At 76.4% G+C, this 19,333-nt stretch carries 18 protein-coding genes and 1 tRNA gene; 5 read left to right on the forward strand and 14 right to left on the reverse strand.

From position 1 onward, the window contains the following. Positions 1 to 6 precede the first annotated feature (6 nt). On the reverse strand, positions 7 to 897 hold the full coding sequence (locus tag ACI79L_RS05105) for a 1,4-dihydroxy-2-naphthoyl-CoA synthase (RefSeq protein WP_456935733.1): 891 nt from the start codon (positions 895 to 897) through the stop codon (positions 7 to 9). Positions 898 to 931: 34 nt separating this feature from the next. Further along, positions 932 to 1,669, reverse strand: coding sequence for a hypothetical protein (locus ACI79L_RS05110; RefSeq protein WP_456935734.1), 738 nt, complete (start codon positions 1,667 to 1,669; stop codon positions 932 to 934). Between the two features lie 163 nt (positions 1,670 to 1,832). Here ACI79L_RS05110 and ACI79L_RS05115 point away from each other — a divergent pair, with 163 nt between their 5' ends. Beyond that, on the forward strand, positions 1,833 to 2,636 hold the full coding sequence (locus ACI79L_RS05115; protein WP_456935735.1) for an endonuclease/exonuclease/phosphatase family protein: 804 nt from the start codon (positions 1,833 to 1,835) through the stop codon (positions 2,634 to 2,636). Positions 2,637 to 2,638: 2 nt separating this feature from the next. Here the strand turns inward: ACI79L_RS05115 and ACI79L_RS05120 are convergent, their stop codons facing one another. After that, positions 2,639 to 3,118, reverse strand: a complete 480-nt coding sequence (locus tag ACI79L_RS05120) for an NUDIX domain-containing protein (RefSeq protein WP_456935736.1) — start codon at positions 3,116 to 3,118, stop codon at positions 2,639 to 2,641. 91 nt (positions 3,119 to 3,209) lie between these two features. Between ACI79L_RS05120 and ACI79L_RS05125 the strand changes: the two genes are divergently transcribed. Further along, a complete protein-coding gene (locus tag ACI79L_RS05125) occupies positions 3,210 to 3,668 on the forward strand; it encodes a MaoC family dehydratase (RefSeq protein ID WP_456935737.1) in 459 nt (152 codons plus the stop codon). Between the two features lie 8 nt (positions 3,669 to 3,676). Then, on the forward strand, positions 3,677 to 4,246 hold the full coding sequence (locus ACI79L_RS05130; RefSeq protein WP_456935738.1) for an LOG family protein: 570 nt from the start codon (positions 3,677 to 3,679) through the stop codon (positions 4,244 to 4,246). Here the strand turns inward: ACI79L_RS05130 and ACI79L_RS05135 are convergent. Beyond that, positions 4,243 to 4,791: a mycothiol transferase gene (locus ACI79L_RS05135; protein ID WP_456935739.1), complete on the reverse strand. Its 549-nt coding sequence runs from the start codon at positions 4,789 to 4,791 to the stop codon at positions 4,243 to 4,245. The genes ACI79L_RS05130 and ACI79L_RS05135 overlap by 4 nt on opposite strands. Before the next feature lie 80 nt (positions 4,792 to 4,871). On the opposite strand from ACI79L_RS05135, the gene ACI79L_RS05140 reads away from it, so the two are divergent. Next, complete coding sequence (locus ACI79L_RS05140) at positions 4,872 to 5,981, forward strand: NAD(P)/FAD-dependent oxidoreductase (protein ID WP_456935740.1); 1,110 nt, start codon at positions 4,872 to 4,874, stop codon at positions 5,979 to 5,981. A gap of 6 nt (positions 5,982 to 5,987) precedes the next feature. On the opposite strand, the gene ACI79L_RS05145 is transcribed toward ACI79L_RS05140, so the two are convergent. From ACI79L_RS05145 to ACI79L_RS05165, 5 genes are all read right to left on the reverse strand, one after another. Beyond that, the gene (locus tag ACI79L_RS05145) at positions 5,988 to 7,028 is read right to left on the reverse strand and encodes a GGDEF domain-containing protein (protein WP_456935741.1); all 1,041 of its coding nucleotides are present in this window, start codon (positions 7,026 to 7,028) and stop codon (positions 5,988 to 5,990) included. A 103-nt stretch (positions 7,029 to 7,131) separates the two neighbouring features. Continuing rightward, positions 7,132 to 9,690, reverse strand: a complete 2,559-nt coding sequence (locus tag ACI79L_RS05150; RefSeq protein WP_456935742.1) for a putative bifunctional diguanylate cyclase/phosphodiesterase — start codon at positions 9,688 to 9,690, stop codon at positions 7,132 to 7,134. A gap of 116 nt (positions 9,691 to 9,806) precedes the next feature. After that, a complete protein-coding gene (locus tag ACI79L_RS05155) occupies positions 9,807 to 10,787 on the reverse strand; it encodes a TolB family protein (RefSeq protein ID WP_456935743.1) in 981 nt (326 codons plus the stop codon). A gap of 194 nt (positions 10,788 to 10,981) precedes the next feature. Next, a tRNA-Ser gene (locus ACI79L_RS05160) sits at positions 10,982 to 11,068 on the reverse strand. 59 nt (positions 11,069 to 11,127) lie between these two features. Further along, positions 11,128 to 11,646, reverse strand: a complete 519-nt coding sequence (locus ACI79L_RS05165) for a cupin domain-containing protein (RefSeq protein WP_456935744.1) — start codon at positions 11,644 to 11,646, stop codon at positions 11,128 to 11,130. 311 nt (positions 11,647 to 11,957) lie between these two features. Between ACI79L_RS05165 and ACI79L_RS05170 the strand changes: the two genes are divergently transcribed. Next, complete coding sequence (locus ACI79L_RS05170) at positions 11,958 to 13,697, forward strand: helicase-related protein (RefSeq protein WP_456935745.1); 1,740 nt, start codon at positions 11,958 to 11,960, stop codon at positions 13,695 to 13,697. Between the two features lie 75 nt (positions 13,698 to 13,772). On the opposite strand, the gene ACI79L_RS05175 is transcribed toward ACI79L_RS05170, so the two are convergent. From ACI79L_RS05175 to ACI79L_RS05195, 5 genes are read right to left on the reverse strand one after another with little or no spacing between them, the layout of a single operon-like run. Next, positions 13,773 to 14,840: an ABC transporter ATP-binding protein gene (locus ACI79L_RS05175; RefSeq protein ID WP_456935746.1), complete on the reverse strand. Its 1,068-nt coding sequence runs from the start codon at positions 14,838 to 14,840 to the stop codon at positions 13,773 to 13,775. Then, positions 14,837 to 15,856 carry an ABC transporter ATP-binding protein gene (locus ACI79L_RS05180; protein WP_456935747.1) on the reverse strand — a complete coding sequence of 340 codons (1,020 nt, stop codon included), beginning with the start codon at positions 15,854 to 15,856 and terminating at the stop codon, positions 14,837 to 14,839. The genes ACI79L_RS05175 and ACI79L_RS05180 overlap by 4 nt, the downstream gene beginning before the upstream one ends. Further along, positions 15,853 to 16,788 carry an ABC transporter permease gene (locus tag ACI79L_RS05185; RefSeq protein WP_456935748.1) on the reverse strand — a complete coding sequence of 312 codons (936 nt, stop codon included), beginning with the start codon at positions 16,786 to 16,788 and terminating at the stop codon, positions 15,853 to 15,855. The genes ACI79L_RS05180 and ACI79L_RS05185 overlap by 4 nt, the downstream gene beginning before the upstream one ends. Then, complete coding sequence (locus ACI79L_RS05190; RefSeq protein WP_456935782.1) at positions 16,785 to 17,729, reverse strand: ABC transporter permease; 945 nt, start codon at positions 17,727 to 17,729, stop codon at positions 16,785 to 16,787. The genes ACI79L_RS05185 and ACI79L_RS05190 overlap by 4 nt, the downstream gene beginning before the upstream one ends. Beyond that, positions 17,726 to 19,258: an ABC transporter substrate-binding protein gene (locus ACI79L_RS05195; RefSeq protein WP_456935749.1), complete on the reverse strand. Its 1,533-nt coding sequence runs from the start codon at positions 19,256 to 19,258 to the stop codon at positions 17,726 to 17,728. The genes ACI79L_RS05190 and ACI79L_RS05195 overlap by 4 nt, the downstream gene beginning before the upstream one ends. Between the last annotated feature and the right edge of the window lie 75 nt (positions 19,259 to 19,333).

Genomic DNA, 19,333 nt, shown 5'->3' on the forward strand with positions numbered 1-19,333 from the left:
CTCCGTTCAGACGTGCCAGGGGAAGCGGGAGAAGTCGGGGTCGCGCTTCTCCAGGAAGGCGTCGCGGCCCTCGACGGCCTCCTCGGCCATGTAGGCCAGCCGGGTCGTCTCCCCGGCGAACAGCTGCTGACCGACCAGGCCGTCGTCGATCAGGTTGAACGAGTACTTGAGCATCCGCTGCGCGGTCGGGCTCTTGGCCACGATCCGCCGGCCCCAGTCCAGCGCGGTGCGCTCCAGCTCGGCGTGCGGGACGACGCGGTTGACCATGCCCATCGCGCGCGCGTCCTCGGCGGAGTACTCCTCGCCGAGGAAGAAGACCTCCCGGGCGAACTTCTGGCCCACCTGGCGGGCCAGGTACGCCGAGCCGAAGCCGCCGTCGAAGCTGCCGACGTCGGCGTCGGTCTGCTTGAACCGCGCGTGCTCGGCGCTGGCGAGGGTGAGGTCGCTGACGACGTGCAGGCTGTGCCCGCCGCCGGCCGCCCAGCCGGGGACGACGCAGACGACGACCTTCGGCATGAACCGGATCAGCCGCTGCGCCTCCAGCACGTGCAACCGGCCGCTGCTGCGGCCCACCTCGTGCTCGTAGCCGTAGCGCCCGCGCACCCGCTGGTCACCGCCGGAGCAGAACGCCCAGCCGCCGTCCTTCGGGCTCGGGCCGTTGCCGGTGAGCAGCACGCAGCCGACGTCGGTGGTCAGCCGGGCGTGCTCGAGCGCGGTGATGAGCTCGTCGACGGTCTGCGGGCGGAACGCGTTGCGCACCTCGGGCCGGTCGAAGGCGATCCGGACGACGCCGGCGTCGACGGCGCGGTGGTAGGTGATGTCGGCGAAGTCGAACCCGTCGACCGGCTGCCACGCGGCGCTGTCGAAGATCTCCGAGACGTCGTCGCGGGCGCTCATGCCGAGAACCTATCCGGGCGCCCGCGGCCCCGCCTCAGCCGCCGAGCAGACCGCCGGTGACGCCGCCGACCGCGTCGGTGGTGCCGCCGACCACGCCGCCGACCGCGTCGGTGGTGCCGCCGACCACGCCGCCCACCGTGTCGGTCACCCCGCCGACCACGCCGCCCACGGCGTCACCGACGGGGTCGGTGGGGACCGGGGCCGGCGCGGTCGGGACGGGGGCCGGGGCGGGTGCGGGTGCGGGCGACGCCGGGGCGGGGGGCGCCGTCGTGCCGGCGGACGGGGCGGGGGCGGCGGGCGAGCCGGAGCCGGAGGGGGTGCCGGTGCCTGCGGTGCCGGCCGGGGCCGGAGCGGCGGGTGCCGGGGCGGCGGGCGTGGCGGCCGCGGGCGCGGTGGCCGCGGTCGTCGCGGTCGCGACCGAGCCGGCGATGCCGGTCAGCCCGGCCGGGGACGCGGAGCTCCCGCCGGCGCGCTGCGACGAGGCGGCCGGGGTCCCGAAGCCTGGGAAGAGGAAGCCGTCGGGCGTGCCGGGGACGCCGAAGGACGGCGTCAGCCGGGCGTAGGTCGAGGGCTGCGCGACCCCGGGGTCGCCGGAGTAGACGCCCGTGCCGCCGTCGCCGGCCACGGCCCCGGAGGCGTCCGCGCCGGCCGTGGCCATCAGCGGGGCGACGACGATCCCGGTGACGGCGAAGGACATGAGCACGCGCCACCAGAAGCGCTGCCCCGCGGTCTCGGGAGCCGGCCCGGCGGCCGCGGTCCGGTCCCCTGCCACGACGTCCTCCGTTGCGCGGTGCCGCGCGCCCATGGGTCGACCCCTCTCCGTCGAGGTGGTGAGACTGCCCTCACACCTCCGGTACAACGAAGTACCAGCCCCGTGGTTGCGCGGCCAGCCGAGTCCCGCGCACGGGCGACCCGCCGCCGCTAGCGTCGGACCCGTGCCCGACGGCGCCGCCCTGCGCGTGGGCACCCTCAACCTCGCCTCCGGCCGCGGCGCCGACGGCCGCGTGCTGGCCCCGGCGACGCTCGCCGCGGCGGTCGCCGGGCTCGACGTCGACGTGCTCGCCGTCCAGGAGGTCGACGCCGGCCAGCCCCGCTCCGGCGGCACCGACCAGGCCGCGGTGCTCGCCGGCGCGCTGGACGCCGTCGACTGGCGGCACGCGGCCACCCTCACCGGGACGCCGAGCCCGTTCCGCGGCACCTGGGCCGCCGCCGACCCGCCCGGGCTGCGCGGGCCGGAGAGCGCGGCGGACGGCCCCGCGTACGGCGTCGCGCTGCTGGTCCGCCGCCCGGTGCGGGACTGGGCGGTGCTCGGGCTGGGGTCCGGCCGCGCCCGGCTGCCGCTGCGGGCGCCGGACCCGGCCACCGGCCGGCCGCGGCTGTGGTGGGTGCCCGACGAGCCGCGGGTCGCCGTCGCCGCCTGCCTGGACGGGCTGACCGTGGTCGCCACCCACCTGTCGTTCTCGCCGCCGACGGCGGTGCGGCAGCTGCGGCGGCTGCGCCGCTGGGTGGCGTCCCTGCCCGGCCCCGTGGTGGTCGCGGGCGACCTCAACCTGCCCGGCGGGTTGCCGGCGCGGCTGCTCGGCGCGACCGCGCTGGTGCGGGAGGCGAGCTTCCCGGCGCACGGGCCGCGTCTGCAGCTGGACCACCTGCTCGCGCTGGGCCGGGTGACCGCCCGGGACGCCGCCGCCCGCCGGCTGGGCGTGGGCGACCACCGGGCGCTGACCGTGACGGTCGGCTGAGCTCAGGCGGCGAGCAGCGGCCGCAGCCGGTCCATCGAGGCGGCCAGCCCCGGGTGCAGCGTGACCTGGTGCAGCGCGGCCAGCGCCACCCACGCGACGCCGGTGCTCTCGCCGTCGAGCCGCAGCCGGGACGGGTCGAGGTCGCCGACCGGGCGGGCCAGGACGGTCGTGTACGCCCAGCCGCCGTGGTCGTCGACCGAGCGCGCGCCGAGCACGAGGTCCGCGGTCCCCAGCCCGAGCTCCTCCTCGACCTCGCGCAGCGCGCCCTGCTCGGGCGTCTCGTCCAGGTGCAGCGCCCCGCCCGGCGTGCCCCACGTCCCGCCGTGGTGCGACCACAGCGCGCGGTGCTGCAGCAGCAGCTCGGGACCGTCGCCGCCGTCGCGGTGCACCAGCAGGCCGGCCGCGCCGGCCCGCCCCCAGTGCCGGTGCCCCAGCGCGCAGGTGGTCCAGCCGTCGGTGGGGGTCAGACGGATGGTCGCCACCCGGACAAGTGAACCGCAGCCGGCGCGGGGACCGGTGCACCGCACTGGCAGGATCGGGAGGACGACCGGCGACGACGACGGAGGCACCCGCATGGCGACCACGACGACGATGGCCGAGGTCTCCGGCCTCCTCGGCCGGGAGCTGGGCACGAGCGACTGGTTCGAGGTGACCCAGGACCGGGTGGACACCTTCGCCGACGCGACCGGTGACCACCAGTGGATCCACGTCGACGTCGAGCGGGCGAAGGCGGAGAGCCCCTACGGCGGGCCGATCGCGCACGGCTACCTCACGCTGTCGCTGCTCGTGCCGCTGTTCGCGCAGGTCTTCGTGGTCACCGACACCGCGATGGGCGTCAACTACGGGCTGAACAAGGTGCGCTTCCCCGCGCCGGTGCCCGTCGGCTCCCGCGTGCGGCTGACCGCGACCCTCACCGACGTCACGCCGTTCACCGGCGGCCTGCAGCTCACCTTCTCCGCCGTCGTCGAGCGCGAGGGCGGCGAGAAGCCGGTCTGCATCGCCGAGCCGGTCTACCGCTACTACGGCTCCTGACGAAGCGCATGCGGGTCGCCGTCTTCACCGGCAGCCGGCCCGGGCCGGAGTCGCACCGGAAGGCCGCCGCGGACCTGGCCACGGGCCTGGCCGAGGCCGGCGTCGGGGTGGTCTACGGGGGCGGGCACGTCGGGCTGATGGGCGTCGTCGCCGACGCCGCCCTGGCCGCCGGCGGCGAGGTGGTCGGGGTGATCCCGCAGCGCCTGGTCGACGACGAGCTGGCCCACCCCGGCCTGCCGCGGCTGGAGGTGGTGACCTCCATGCACGAGCGCAAGGCGCGGATGGCCGAGCTCGCCGACGCCTTCGTCGCGCTGCCCGGGGCCGCCGGCACGCTCGAGGAGCTGTTCGAGGCCTGGACCTGGGGGATGCTCGGCCTGCACACCAAGCCGGTGGTGCTGCTCGACGTCGACGGGTTCTGGGCGCCGCTGCTGGCCCAGCTGGGCCGCATGGCCGACGACGGCTACCTCGAGCGGCGCCGGCTCGACGCGCTCGGCGTGGTGACCGACGCGGCCGGCCTGCTCGCCTTCGTCGAGGGCTACGAGCACCCGCCGCGGAAGTGGGCCCCCACCCCGCCCTAGGTCCAGGTCGGGGCGGCGATGCCCTGGGCCTCGGCCTCCAGCTGCCAGGCGCCCTTGCCGTCGATCGACTCGCGGATGACGTCGGCGTGGCCGGCGTGCCGGGCCTGCTCCTCGATCTGGTGCAGCAGCAGCCAGCGGACGGTGAACACGGTGCCCTCGGGCAGCCAGCGCGCGACGCCGGCGGGGACCGCGACCACCCGGTCCAGGTCGCGCTCGGCGCGCACGACCTCCTCGGTCTCGCGCGCCACCTCCGCCTGACGGTGCAGCAGGACCTCCACGGTCTCGCCGGGGGCGACGGTGAACCCGGCCATCCACTCGGCCTGCGGATCGCCCTCCACCGCGTGCGGACGGCTCCCGACCCGGCCGGCCAGGTTCGCCCGCTCGCCCTGGGTCACGTGCTTGAGCAGCGCGGACAGCGACAGCTCGCTGGCGGTCGGGGTCGCCCGCGCCTGCTCCTCGGTGAGCCCGTACAGGGTGTTGCGCAGCGCGGTGCGCTGGTCGGCCAGCAGGCGCAGCAGCAGCTCGCGCTCGTCGGGTGCGGTCACGCGGGCCATCCTGCGCCGGTCGGGCCGGACGGGACAGCGCCGGCTGGCCGCCGGCCGCGGTGCTGCCTAGCGTCGCCCCCGTGGAGCGCTGGGACGTCGTCGTGGTCGGGGGCGGCCCGGCGGGCGCGGCGGCGGCGCTGGCCGCGCGGCGCGACGGCGCCTCGGTGCTCGTCCTCGACCGGGCCGACTTCCCCCGCGACAAGGTCTGCGGCGACGGCATCGCCCCCGAGGCACTCGACGTGCTCGCCGGGCTGGGCGCCGACGTCGCCGCGCTGACCGCCGGCTACGCCCCCGCGCCGCGGCTGTCCCTGCGCTCGCCCGGCGGCGCGGCGGTGGAGCGGGCCACGCACCGGCCGTCGTCGGTGGTGCCGCGGGAGGTGTTCGACGCCCGGCTGCTCGCCGCGGCCCTCGGCGCGGGCGCGGGGTTCCGGCGGCACACCGTCCGCCGGGTGACGCCGGGGCGCGACGGCGTCGACGTCGACGGGGTGCTCACCGCCGGGGTGCTGGTCGGCGCGGACGGCGCGGAGTCCGTCGTCCGGCGGGCCCTGGGCCTGCCGCGCAACGCCGACGACCGGATGGCGGTGGCGCTGCGCGGCTACGCGCCCGAGCTGCCGGGCCAGGGCGGCACCCAGGTGCTGGTGACCACCGAGCAGCGCTGGCCGGCCTACGCGTGGTCGTTCCCCCTCGGGGACGGGCGGGCCAACGTGGGCTACGGCGAGCTGGTCTCCGGCGGGGCCACCCGGGCGGCGCTGGTGGAGGGGCTGCACCGGCTGCTGCCCGGGGTCGAGCCCGCGGGGCTGCGGGCGCACCGGCTGCCGCTGTCCACCGGCCGGCCGCGGCAGCCCGACGGGCGGGTGCTGCTGGCCGGCGACGCGGCGTCGCTGGTCAACCCGATGACCGGCGAGGGCATCTTCTACGCGGTGCTGTCCGGGGCGCTGGCCGGCGCGGCCGCCTCGGCGGGGGCGGCCGCGGGCGCGGTGCACCGGCGGGCGCTGCGGCGGCGGCTGGGCGCGCACCACCGGTCGGCGTCGGCGGCGTCGTGGGTCAGCCGGTGGCCGCGGGTGATGGACGCGGCGTTCCGCGCGGCGGCGGCCGACCAGCGGGTGTTCGACGACGTCGTGGCGCTGGGCCTGGCCGACGGCCGGCTCACCGTCCGCACCCTGGCGGCCGCGGCCCGGCACCTGCGCTGAGCCGCGTCAGGCGGGGGCGACCTCGACGCGGCCGCGGCCGGCGCGCTTGGCGCGGTACAGGGCGCGGTCCGCGGCGGCGTAGAACTCGCGCATCCCGATCGGGGTGTCGCGGGCGTGCGCCACCCCGACGCTCACCGACATCGCCAGCAGGGTGCCGTCGGGGAGCGTGAGCGGCGTGGACAGCACCGTCCCGAGCACCGACTCGGCGCGGGCGACGGCGACCTCGGCGGTGCAGCCGGGCAGCAGCACGGCGAGCTCGTCGCCGCCGAGCCGGGACAGGACGGCGTCGCCGGCGCGGATCTGCCGCCGGATGATCCCGGCGAGGTGGACCAGCGCGTCGTCGCCGACGGGGTGGCCGTGCTGGTCGTTGATCTGCTTGAACGAGTCGACGTCGAGCAGGAGCAGGGCGGTGCCGTCGGCGGCGGCCGGGCCGGTGAGCGCGACGGCGAGCGCGTCGTCGAAGACCCGGCGGTTGACCAGGCCGGTGAGGGTGTCCACGGTGGCCTGCTGCTCGAGCGCCTCGACCAGCCGCTCCTGCACCGCGCCGGCCCGTTCCAGCATCACGGCGACCACGGCGAGCACGGTGCCGAGGAGGAGGGCGTCGCTGACCGCGTTCTCGACCGGTGCCAGGTGCAGCAGCACGGTGGCGTTCGCCGCCACGGCCAGGGCCGTGACCACGGTGACGGCCGCCCGTCGGAGGTGGGCGGCGGCCCACAGCACCGGGAAGGCGAGGAAGGCCTGGGCACCGGCCGACGGGTCCGCGGTCACGAGGTTCAGCCCGGCGACCAGCAGGACCCCGGTCACCCCGAGCAGGGGGAACACGCCCCAGCGGTCGAGCCGCTCGGGCGCGACACGACGGCACGCGACGGCGCTCGCGACGAGGACGGCCACGACGGTCCAGCACGCCGCCAGGGTCAGCGGCGACGCGGCGTTCGCGCCGAAGCCGTTGACCGCGGCGAGGGCGCCCGCGGAGATGCCCAGCACGAGGACCAGCGAGCGGGCGGCGGCACGCGGCTGCCGGGCTCGCAGTCCCCGGGGGATGGCCACACCCCGTCTTCGGCAGCACCGGCCCCCGTGATGAGCCGACCCACCCGCAGGAGTGAGGAGGTCCCCGGCGCGTCCCGGGGGACACGCCGGGGACCTCCGCGGGTCAGTCGCGCCGGCGGGCCTCGCCGGCCGCCGTCCGCACCGCCGCCCGGAGCCGGTCGGTCAGGCCGGGCGGGCAGCAGTCGGGGTCGACGAGGACGTCGTCGGCGCCGGCGGCGAGGAGCCGCGCCCGGGTGGCCCGGTTAGCGTCGTCGCAGAGCACGAGGACGGCGGTCCCCGGCGCGGCGCCCAGCCCGGCCACCCGGTCGACGGCGTCCCCGCCGCGGCCGGTCACGAGCAGGACGGCGTCGGCCTCCGGCGCCGCCACCCCCGGCACGGTGACGGAGAGGCCGTCGCGCAGCAGGACGCCGCGCAGCGCCCGGCTGCGGGCGTCGTCGGGCGCGACGAGCAGCACGACCGGCTCCCGGCCCGGCCCCGCGGACCGGTCCCCGGTGGCCTGCAGGACGGCGCCGGCGGCGGCGACCGCGCCGGCCAGGTCCTCGGGCGGCACCGGCCGGGCGAGGTGGTGGCCCTGCAGGTGGTCCACGCCGAGCTCGACCAGCCGGGCCGCCTGCACGCGGGTCTCCACGCCCTCGGCGGTGACCTCCAGCCCGAGGCAGTGCGCCAGCGTGACCAGGGCCGTGAGGATCGGCTGGTCGTCGGCGCCGTCGCCGATCTGCTGCACGAACGAGCGGTCGATCTTGACCCCGTCGACGGGCAGCGCCTGCAGCCGGCCCAGGGAGGAGTAGCCGGTCCCGAAGTCGTCGATGGCCACCCGGACGCCCGCGGCGCGCAGCTCGTCGAGCTGGCCGACCACCCGGGGCCCGGCCTCGAGGAACACCGTCTCGGTCACCTCGAGCAGCACCTGCCCGGGGCGCACGCCGGTGCCGGCGAGGACGCCGAGGACCGCCGTCGCGAAGTCCGGCTCGCGCAGCTGCACCGGCGAGACGTTGACCGAGAGCGACCGCCGCCGGTCCGCCGCCAGCCAGCCGGACAGGCGCAGGCACGCGGTGCGCAGCACCTGCTGGCCGAGCTCGCGCACGAGCCCGCTGCGCTCGGCGACGGGCAGGAAGTCCGCCGGCAGCGCCAGGCCACCGGGACGCGGCCAGCGCACCAGCGCCTCCACCCGGGTGGCCGCGCGGGCGCGGACGTCGACCAGCGGCTGCAGGTGGACGACGAGCCCGTCGTCCTCGAGCGCCTGCCGGAGGCCGTTCTCCACGTCCGCGCGGGCGAGGACCGCCGTCGACATGGCCGGGTCGAAGACCGCGTGCCGCCCCTTGCCGGCCTGCTTGGCGGCGTACATCGCGATGTCGGCCTGCTGCAGCAGCACCTCGGCGGGCACGTGCTCGCCGCCGGTGCTGCGGGCCAGGCCGATGCTGCCGCTGGGCACCACCTGCCGGTCACCGAACCGGACGGGGGCGTCGAGGGCGGCGCCGATGCGCCGGGCGACCTGCTCGCCGTGGTCGGCCTCGGCCAGGACGACGGCGAACTCGTCCCCGCCGAGGCGGGCGACCGTGTCCTCGGGCCGGACGCACCCGGTGAGCCGCTCGGCGACCTCGACCAGCAGCCGGTCCCCGGCCTGGTGGCCCAGCACGTCGTTGACGTCCTTGAAGTCGTCCAGGTCGACCAGCAGCACGCTCACGCCGGCGGGCGAGCGCGCCTCGAGGGCGTGGGTCAGCCGGTCGGCGAACAGCGCCCGGTTGGCCAGCCCGGTGAGCGGGTCGGTGAACGCCAGCCGGCGCAGCTGCTCGGCCTGCCCGGCCAGCTCCGCGGCGGCCCGGGCGGCCGCCAGCTCGGCCGCCTTGCGCTCGGTGACGTCGGTGGCGGTGCCGTGGACGCGCACCTCCGCGCCGCTCCCGTCCCGCTCGACGGCGGCGCGGCAGGCCACCCAGCCGGTGCTGCCGTCGGCGCGCAGCACCCGGTGCTCGAGGCCGTACTCCTCCCGGCCGGCGCGGACGTCGGCGAGCAGCTGCAGCAGCTCGGCCCGGTCGTCGGGGTGGACCCGCGCCAGGTAGCCCTCGACGGTGGGCACCAGCGCGTCCGGCGGCACGCCGAAGATGCGGTACATCTCGTCGGACCAGGTGACCGTGTCGGTGACGACGTCCCAGTCCCACCGGCCCAGCCGCGCCACCCGCTGCGCCTCGAGCAGCCGCCGCTCGCTCTCCTGCAGGCGCGCCTCGATCGCCACCCGCTCGCTGATGTCCTGCGCCGTGCCGACCAGCAGCACGGCGTTGCCGGCCTCGTCCCGGGTGACCGACCCGCGGGCGCGCACCCAGATGAGCGCGCCGTCGCCGCAGACGACCCGGTGGTCGAAGTCGAACACCCCGCCCGCCCCGAGCGCGGCGAGGATGGCCTGCTCGGCGCGGCCCCGGTCGTCGGGGTGGACCATCTGCATGCAGATCTCGAAGGTCGGCGTCACCACGGCGGGGTCGAGCCGGTAGACGGCGAACAGCTCGTCGCTGAAGGTCACCGCGCCGGTGCGGACGTCCCACTCCCAGCTGCCCATCGCGGCCAGCCGCTGCGCCTCGGCGAGCCAGCGCCGGCTGCGGGCCAGCGCGAGGACCGGGTCCTCGGGCGCGGGGTCCCCGGGCGCGGGGTGCTCCGCCGCCGCGACTCCGCTCATGCCACTCCCCGGACCGGTCCGACTCGGATCCCCGTGCGGAGGGGCACGTTAGGGGACGGGAGCGGTGCACAGCACCGGTCGGCGCGCGCGAGCGGACCGGGGTCCGCGCCGTTCCGTCACCGCACCGCTGGGCCCCAGTCCATGAACCGCGGCCGGAACGACGAGAACGGCAGGATCGTGTGGGCACCGTGGCCGTCGGCCCGCATGACCACCAGGGCGTTCCGGTCGCCGTGCTCGAGCCGGTAGACGATCCACCTGCCGTCGGGGGAGTAACCGCCGGCGTAGGCCCTCTGGTCCGGACTCTGCAGGTGGGTCAGGTACCGCAGTCCCGTCCCGTCCGGGCGGATCGTGACGACGTTGACGGGGTGGTCCGGGTCGTCGGCGTTGTCGCTGGTCACGATGCGGGACCCATCGGGCGCCCAGTCGTGCTTGTACGCGATCCCGTAGAGGGTGGGCGTGACCTGCCGGGCGGCGCCGCCGCCGATGCCGATCGCGAACAGCGCACCGAGGCCCTCCTCCACGTCCGACAGGAACGTGACCGTCCGGCCGTCCGGGGAGACCTCCGGGGTCGCCGCCTGGGTCGGCCCCGTGCCGATGCGGCGGCGCTCGTCGCCGTGCAGGTCCATGATCCAGACGGAGCTCTCCTCCACGGTGGCGTCGTAGCGCTCGAACACCAGGTGCCGGCCGTCGGGGGTGAACGCCGGATCGGCCTCGCACCCCTCCGGGGTCTGCGACGGGATGGCCCGCTGACCGGTCCCGTCCGGGCGGACCAGGGCGATGGTGCACTCGTTCAGCGTGTAGGCGAGCCAGCCCCCGTCGGGGGACCAGTCGGGCGTCGACGCCTCGTCGGGGCCGTGCGTGACCTGCCGCAGGTCCCGGCCGTTCCGCGAGACGGTGAAGACCTGTTCGCCCTCGTCGGTCTCGGCGCTGAAGGCGATCAGGCCGTTCTTCCCCGGGAACGTGGCGCCGGCCGGTGCCACGGTCACCAGCGACAGGAGCAGGACGAGCAGGGCGAGGCCGCAGACCCCAAGGAGGCGCTGCGGGGACCGGTGCCGATCGGTCCGCGAGGGGACGGTGTCGATGCCCGAGCGATCCATCACGGACCCCCTGTGGCCGTGCGCGTCGCCGCCGCGGGGCCCTGTGTCCAGCGGTGCACGGTCGTCAGCGCTCCGGCGGACGGCCGGTCTACCACCGCGGGGCGACCGCGGTCCCGTGCGCGCTCCCGCCGCGGCGGCGGCCCCCCGGATGGGGTGGCGTGTCGTCGCGGGGCGCACCCACAGGGGGAGCGGAGCGGAGGGCGTGGGATTCGAACCCACGATGGGTTTGACCCCATAGCGGTTTTCAAGACCGCCGCCATCGGCCACTAGGCGAGCCCTCCCGGCAGGTCGAGGCTAACCCGGCCTCCCGGGAGGACCCACCCGGCCGCGCCGCGGGGCGTCAGCAGCGGGGCTGCGGGTCGACGGGCACCGGCGCCGGGCTCGCCCCCTCGGGCACGAGGTAGGTGATGACGAGGACGGCGGGCTCCGCGCCGCGGTTGGCGAAGGTGTGCGGCCCCGACGGGTGCGGGAACGCGCTGCCGGGCGGGTACGTCTCCTGCGTGCAGCGGCCGCCGTCGCGGTGGGCGGGCTCGATCATCTGCAGGGTGCCGCTGACCACGACCACCACCGACGGCCCGGGGTGCCGGTGGAAGCCGGTGGACGAGTGCGGCGCCAGGGTGGCCCGGACCACCGCCACGTCCGACGGCTCCGTGACGTCCAGGCTGATCCCGGCCTCGGCGTCCTCGAGCCGGAACTCCCCCGCGGACCCGCGGGCCAGCAGCTCCGAGGTCACCGCCGAGGGACTGGCCGGGGGGATCCGCCCGGCCGGGTCGAGTGCGGCGGAGGTGTCGGGGTCCGCCGCGGCCGTGCCCGACGCCAGCACCGGCGCGAGCAGCGCGCCGAGCCCGATCGCCGCCACCCTCGTCCTCCTCGCGACCGTCCGTGGCATCTCGGCCTCCCTGGTCCGCCCGGGTCCCCGCCGGTCGGCGGGAGGGCGACGCTAGGGCGGCGCGCGGCGGGGTGGATGAGAGGCCGATGAGACTCCGGTGAGGCCCCGCCGGGCATGATCCGGGACCGGACGGCGTTGTCCTCCCGACCCGGTCCGCGAGCACGTCGCGTCGGCCCCGCCCCTGCACGTCGATCGAAGGACACCCCCTGCCCGAGACCGCTCCCCCGCCGTCCACCCGCCGCCGGGTGCGGCGCCCCGCCGGCGAGCGCCCCACCGTCCCGATGACGGCCGACCGCGCCGCCGAGCGGGACGCCACCCGCGAGGCCGCCCGAGCCGAGCGGCGCGCCCAGCAGCTGTGGGTCGAGGACGCCGCGCCGGAACTGCCCGTGCGCGCGACCCCGCCGCAGCGGGTCGTCTTCCACCTCGGCCCGACCAACTCGGGCAAGACCCACGAGTCGCTGCAGGCGCTGGCCGCCACCGGCTCGGGCGTCTACGCCGCGCCGCTGCGCCAGCTCGCCCACGAGGCCTACGCCAAGCTCGCCGCCGGCCTGCCCGAGGGCGCCGTCGGCCTGTCCACCGGCGAGGAGGAGATCCACCCGCACGCGGAGATCCTCTGCTGCACGGTGGAGAAGGCGCCGATGCGCGGCGAGCTGCTCGTCCTCGACGAGTCGCACTGGATCGCCGACGACGACCGCGGCCACCACTGGGCCCGGCTGCTGCTCACCGGCGAGTACCGCGAGATGCACCTGATCTCCGCCGCGGAGGCCCACCCGCAGTTGGCGCCGCTGGTGTCCGACGCCGACGAGGTCGAGGTCGTCCACCACCGGCGGCTGTCCCGGCTCGACGTCCTGCCCGCACCGGTGCGCACCCCGCGCGTCCGCCCGCAGACCCTCGTCGTCGCCTTCTCCCGCAAGACCGTCTACGCCGTCGCCGCCGAGCTCGACCGGCACCGGCCCGGGAAGGTGGGCGTCCTCTACGGCGCGCTGCCCCCGGCCACCCGGCGCGAGGTCATCGAGCGGTTCACCACCGGCGAGCTCGACGTCCTCGTCACCACCGACGTCATCGGCCACGGCATCAACGTCCCCGCGACGACCGTGCTGTTCGCCGAGACGACGAAGTTCGACGGCACCGAGCTGCGGCCGCTGCGCAGCTGGGAGGCCGCCCAGATCGCCGGGCGGGCCGGCCGCTACGGCCTGACCGGGCACGGGACGGTCGGCGTCCTGGCCGGCGTGCCCGGGCTCCGGGCGTCGGCGGCGCTCGTCGCCGACGGCGCCGAGGTGGCCCGCGGCGAGCGGGTCAGCGACCTGCCGGCCCGCGGGGCACGGCTGCGCCCGGAGCTCGAGGACCTGGGCGCCACGGAGGCGGCCGACCTGCCCGAGGCCCTGGTCCGCTGGGAGTCCTGGGCCCGCACGGCCACCCGCGACCGGGCGATGACCCCGGACGACGTCGGCGAGCTGGTGCTGCGGGTGCGGGCGCTGCTGCCGCTGCTGCGCGGTCCGCTCGGCGACGTCGGCGACCTGCGCACCGTCTGGCGCCTGGTGCAGCTGCCGATCGACTACGAGCCGCCGCGGCGCACCCGCTGGCTGGTGCTCGCCCGCGCCGCGCTGCGGCACGCCGCGGGCCTGCCGGTGCGGCCGGAGCTGGTGCTGCCCGACGTCCCGGTCGGCGGGAGCGTCGAGGAGTTCGAGCAGGCCGCCGCGGCCGCGCGCGACGCCCAGGCGCTGCTGCGGCAGTTCCCCGGCGTCGCGGACCTGGACGCCGACGACGCCGCCTGGGTCGAGGAGGAGTGCGCCGAGGCGATCAGCGAGCTGCTGCCCGACGCCATCGCGGTCAGCCGGTCCAGCGCCTGCGTCGAGTGCGGCACCGCGATCGCGCCGTGGTTCTCCACCTGCCGCCCGTGCAGCGCGCCCCGCGGGCGGGGCCGCGACGGCCACCCCCGCGCCGGCGGCCGGGACGGGCGGCGGGCGCCCCGCTCGGGCTCCCGGCAGGGCCGGCGCCCCACCCGCACCGGCCGTGGCTGACGACCACGCAGCGGGCGCCCTCCCCGCCGTCCGGAGGGGGCGCCCGGCGTGTTCCCGGTGCGTTCCCGGCGCGGGTCAGGTCGCCGGGTCGCCCGCGGTGACCGGCTCGTCGGGCCGCTCCCGCTGCACCGGCTCCCCGACGACGCCGTGCAGGTGGCAGGCGGCGACGTGCCCCGGTGCAGAGCCGACCGGCTGCAGCGCCGGGTCGACGTCGGGGCAGGGCTCGAACACGTCGGGGCAGCGGGTGCGGAACCGGCAGCCGCTGGGCACCCGGGCCGGCGAGGGGACGTCGCCGCGCAGCACGATCCGCTGCCGGGACCGCTCCAGCGCCGGGTGCGGCAGCGGCACCGCCGACAGCAGCGCCCGCGTGTAGGGCATCTGCGGCTCGGCGGCGACGGCGGCCGCGGGCCCGACCTCGACCACCCGGCCCAGGTACATCACCGCGATCCGGTCGGACACGTGCCGCACCGCCGACAGGTCGTGCGAGACGAACAGCAGCGTGAGGCCGAGCTGCCGCTGCAGCCGGCGCAGCAGGTTGAGCACCTGCGCCTGCACGCTGACGTCGAGGGAGGCGATCGCCTCGTCGCAGACCAGGAAGTCCGGCTCGCCGGCCAGCGCGCGGGCGATGCCGACCCGCTGCCGCTGGCCGCCGGAGAACTCGTGCGGGTAGCGGGCGGCCACCGCCGGGTCCAGGCCGACCAGCTCCAGCAGCTCGCGCACCCGCGCGGCCCGCGCCTGCCGCCCCGGGTGCAGGCCGTGCACCTCCAGCGGCTCGGCCACCGTCTGCGCCACCGTGCGCCGCGGGTCGAGCGAGGCGAACGGGTCCTGGAACACCATCCCGGCCCGGCGCCGCAGCTCGCGCAGCTCCTTCCTCCCCATCGCGGTGACGTCGGTGCCGTCGAAGGCGACCGTGCCGCCGGTCGGCGGGACCAGCCGCAGCAGCGCGTTGCCCAGCGTGGACTTCCCGCAGCCGGACTCCCCCACCAGGCCCAGCGTCTCGCCGCGGTAGACGTCGAGGTCCACGCCGTCGACGGCACGCAGCACGCCGGTGGCGCGGCGCAGCAGCCCGCCCGAGCGGACCGGGAAGTGCACCTCCAGGCCGCGGGCGGAGACCAGGACCTCCCGCTCCGTCGTCGAGGTCACGACGCCTCCCCCTCCGCGCACCAGGTGGCCGCCCGGTGCGGCAGTACCCGGTCCCCCCGGTCGACGACCGTCAGCGGCGGCTGCCGGGTCTCGCAGCGGGCGTCGCCGCGCACCGGGCAGCGCGGCCAGAACACGCAGCCCGCGGGCAGGTCGGTGGGTGCGGGCGGGGTCCCGGGGATGGTGGCCAGGTCGCCGCCGTCGTCGGCGGCGAGGTCGGGCAGCGCGCCGAGCAGGCCGCGGGTGTAGGGGTGCACCGGCCGCTCGAGGACGTCGTCGACCGTGCCGTCCTCCACGCAGCGCCCGCCGTACATGACCAGCACCCGGTCGGCGATGCCGGCGACGACCCCGAGGTCGTGGGTGATCCAGATGACGCCGGTGCCGTGGTCGGCCTGCAGCCGCTCGACCAGGTCGAGGATCTGCGCCTGCACGGTGACGTCGAGCGCCGTCGTCGCCTCGTCGGCGATGAGCAGCGCCGGCGAGTTGGCCAGCGCGATCGCGATGACCACCCGCTGCCGCATGCCGCCGGAGAGCTCGTGCGGGTAGCGGTCCACCGCGCGGCCGGGGTCGGGCAGGCCCACCTCGCCGAGCAGCTCCACCGCGCGCGCCCGGGCCGCGGCCTTCGACACCGCCCCGTGCGCGCGGATGCCCTCGGTGAGCTGGCGACCCACGGTGAGCACGGGGTTGAGCGAGGTCATCGGATCCTGGAAGACCATGCCGACGCCGGGCCCGCGGACCTGCCGCAGCCGGTCGGGGGACATGGTGAGCAGGTCCTCGCCCTGCAGTAGGGCCCGCCCGGTCACCGTCGCCGTCCGCGCCGGCAGCAGGCCCATCAGCGCGAGCACCGACACGCTCTTGCCGCTGCCGGACTCCCCGACGACGGCGACCGTCTCGCCCGGCCCGACGGTGTAGCTCAGCCCGTTGACCACGTGCGCCGTCCCCCGCGGGGTGCGCAGGTCCACCCGCAGGTCCTCGACCTCCAGGACCTGTCCCACCGCGGTCTCGGGCAGCGCGCTCACCGCCCGCCCCCGGCCATGAGGGTGCGCTGCCGCGGGTCGAGGACGTCGCGCAGCCCGTCGCCGAGCAGGTTGAAGCACAGCACCGTGACCACGATCGCCAGGCCCGGGAAGACCGTGTACCACCAGGCCTGCTCGATGAAGCCGCGGCCGTCGGCGAGCATCAGCCCCCACGAGGGGTTGGGCCGGCGCGGGCCCAGGCCGAGGAAGGACAGCGCCGCCTCGGCCAGCACCGCGAAGGCCAGGCTGATCGAGGTCTGCACGATGATCGGCGGCGCGGCGTTGGGCAGCACGTGCCGGGTGATCAGCCGCCAGTCCGAGGCGCCGACCGAGCGCGAGGCCCGCACGTACACCTCCTCCCGCACGCCGAGCACGCTGGCGCGGGTGACCCGGGCGAAGATCGGCACGTAGACGATGCCGATCGCGAGGATCGCGTTGGCCGGCCCGGCCCCGCGGATGGCCACGATGGCGATGGCCAGCAGCACCGCCGGGAAGGCGAACAGCACGTCCATCAGCCGCATGAGCGTGTCGTCGACCCACCGGCCGTAGAAGCCGGCGAGCAGGCCGATCAGCGTGCCGACGACCAGGGCGAAGGCGACGGAGAGGAAGCCGACGCGCAGCGACGTCGCCGCGCCGAGGATGACCCGGCTGAGGATGTCGCGGCCGAACTCGTCGGTGCCGAACGGGTGGTCCCAGCTCGGCGGCTGCAGCTGGAGCGAGGGGTCCTGCTCGTTGGGGCCGTCGGGGGCGAGCGTCTCGTCGAAGACCGCCATCAGCACGATCAGGAGCAGGACCACGGCCGAGACCGCGGCGGTCGGGTTGCGGGCGAGCAGGCCCAGTGTCTCCCGCCAGCGGGGGCGCGGGGCCGCCGTCGGCAGGGGCTCCGCGGGCGGGGGGACGGCCGGGGTGGCGCCCGGTGTCGGCAGCTGCGTCATCGGCGGGTGATCCTCGGGTCGATGCGGCTGTAGAGCAGGTCCACCAGCAGGTTGACGACCAGGAAGACCAGGGCGAACAGCAGGACGGCGCCCTGCAGCACCGGGAAGTCGCGGTCGCGCACCGCCTGGTAGGCCAGCTGCCCCAGCCCCGGCCACGAGAAGACGATCTCCACGACGACGACGCCGGACAGCAGGTAGGCCAGCTGCACGCCGGTGACCGTGACCAGCGGCAGGAGGGCGTTGCGCAGCACGTGCCAGGTCAGCACCTGGCGGGTCGCGACGCCCTTGGCCTGCGCCGTCCGCACGTGGTCGGAGCCCAGCGCCTCGAGCATGCTCGACCGGACGAACCTCGTGATCACCGAGCCCGAGACGACGCCGGTGGCGATCGCGGGCAGCACCAGCCGCTGCGCCCAGCCCAGCGGGTCCTCGGTCAGCGGGACGTAGCCGCCCGAGGGCAGCCAGCCGAGCGTCCCGGCGAAGACCAGGATCAGCATGATCGACAGCCAGAAGTCGGGCACCGAGATGCCGAACTGGCTGACGACGGTGGCCAGCCGGTCGACGAACGACCGCGGGTGCAGCGCCGAGAGCATCCCGAGCGGCAGCGCGATGACCAGCGCGACCAGCAGCGACGCGAGAGCCAGCGTCAGCGTCGCCGGCAGCCGCTCGGCGATCAGCGAGGTGACCGTCTCGCCGCTGCGGAAGCTGACCCCCAGGTCACCGGTGACCGCCCGACCGGCCCAGGTGAGGTACTGCTGGACCAGGGGGAGGTCCAGCCCGCTGCGCTCCCGCAGGGCGTCGTAGGTCTCCTGGGAGAACCGCGTGCCGAGGGCCAGGCGGATCGGGTCGCCCCGCACGAGGTGGATGAGGGAGAAGACCAGGACGCTCACACCGGCCAGGACGACGATCGCCTGGCCGGCCCGCCGGAGCAGGTAGCCGCTCAGGGCAGCTCCACGTTCTCGAAGTCGATCGCCGAGTCCGCCCGCACCTGGTAGCCGGTCAGCCCCGGCACCCAGGCCTGCACCTCGTCGGGGTTGTAGAGGTACAGGTAGCTGACGTCGTCGACGATGAGCTGCGCGGCCTCGTCGTAGAGGCTCTTGCGGGTGGCCTGGTCCGGCTCGGTGGCGGCGCGGGTGAGCAGGTCGTCCACCTCCGGGTTGCTGTAGCCCTGGTAGTTGCTGCCGCCGGTGGACAGGTGCTGGTTCTCGTAGAAGTCGGCCGGGTCGATGTTGCCGATCCAGCTGAGCATGAAGGCGTCGAAGTCGCCCTGGGACTGCCGGTCCAGCCAGGTGGCGAAGTCCTCCTCCTGGATCTCCACCTGGATGCCGATCGGCTCGAGCTCGCTGGCGATCACCTGGGCGGCGGCCACCGTCTCGGGGTACTCGTCGGTGACCATCAGCCCCATCGTCAGCGGCGTCTGCACGCCGGCCTGGGCCAGCAGCTCCCGGGCGGCCTCCTCGTCCGGGGTGAACGGTGCGTAGTCCAGGTACCAGGGGCTGCCCTCGGGGATGGCGGTCTGGTTGGGCTGCGCGGCGCCGAAGCGGGCGGCCTGGGTGATCTCCTCGCGGTCCAGCGCGGTCGCGACCGCCCGGCGCACGTCCCGGTTGTCGAACGGCGGGACGGCGTAGTTCATCGACAGGTAGAAGTACTCGACGCTGGTGACCGAGCCGAGCTCGACCGCCTCGTCGTCCTCGAGGTCCGCGACGTTCTGCGGCGGGACGTTGTCGGTCCACTGGACCTCGCCGTTGCGCAGCGCGGTCAGCGCGGAGCTGGGCTCGGAGATGTAGCGGAACTCGACGCCGTCGATGCCCGGCGTCCCACCCCAGTAGTCGTCGAAGGTGGTGAGCGTGGTGGCGTTGGCGTCGGAGCTCTCCAGCCGGAACGGCCCGGTGCCGTTGGCCTCGCTCTGCAGGTCGAACTCCTCCGCGGCGTCCTCCGAGACGATCGCCATGCCCTTGAACGACCCGATGAGCTCGAGCAGGTTCGGCGTCGGCCGGGTCAGGGTGATGACGACGGTCCGCGGGTCGGGCGCCTGCACGTCGGCGACCGTGGCGAAGCGGTAGGCGTTGGACAGTTCCTCGTCGATGATCCGCCGGTAGCTGTAGACGACGTCGGCGGAGTCGAACTCGCTGCCGTCGTGGAAGGTGACGCCGTCCTGGAGGGTGAACGTCCAGGTCAACCCGTCGGGGCTGGTCGTCCACGACTCGGCCAGGCTCGGCTGCATCGTGAGGTCCTCGGCGCTGGGGACGACGAGGGTGTCGTACACGTTCTCCAGCACCTGGAAGCTCGCGTAGGCGTTGGTGACGTGCGGGTCGAACTGGTCCGGCTCGGCGCTGACCGCGGCGACGAGCACGTCGTCCCCGCCGCCCCCGCCCCCTCCCCCTCCGCCGGTGTCGACGCTCTCCCCGCCGCCGCAGGCGGAGAGGACGAGGGCCGCCGCGGCGGCGAGGGGCAGGAGCCGGTTCGTGCGCACGGGGACCTCCGCGGGGCTCGGTGTCGTCTCCGCCCCCGACACTGGCCCTGTCCCGCCGTCCCCGCAGTTCGAGAC

The sequence above is a fragment of the Geodermatophilus sp. SYSU D00684 genome (genome assembly GCF_054050455.1).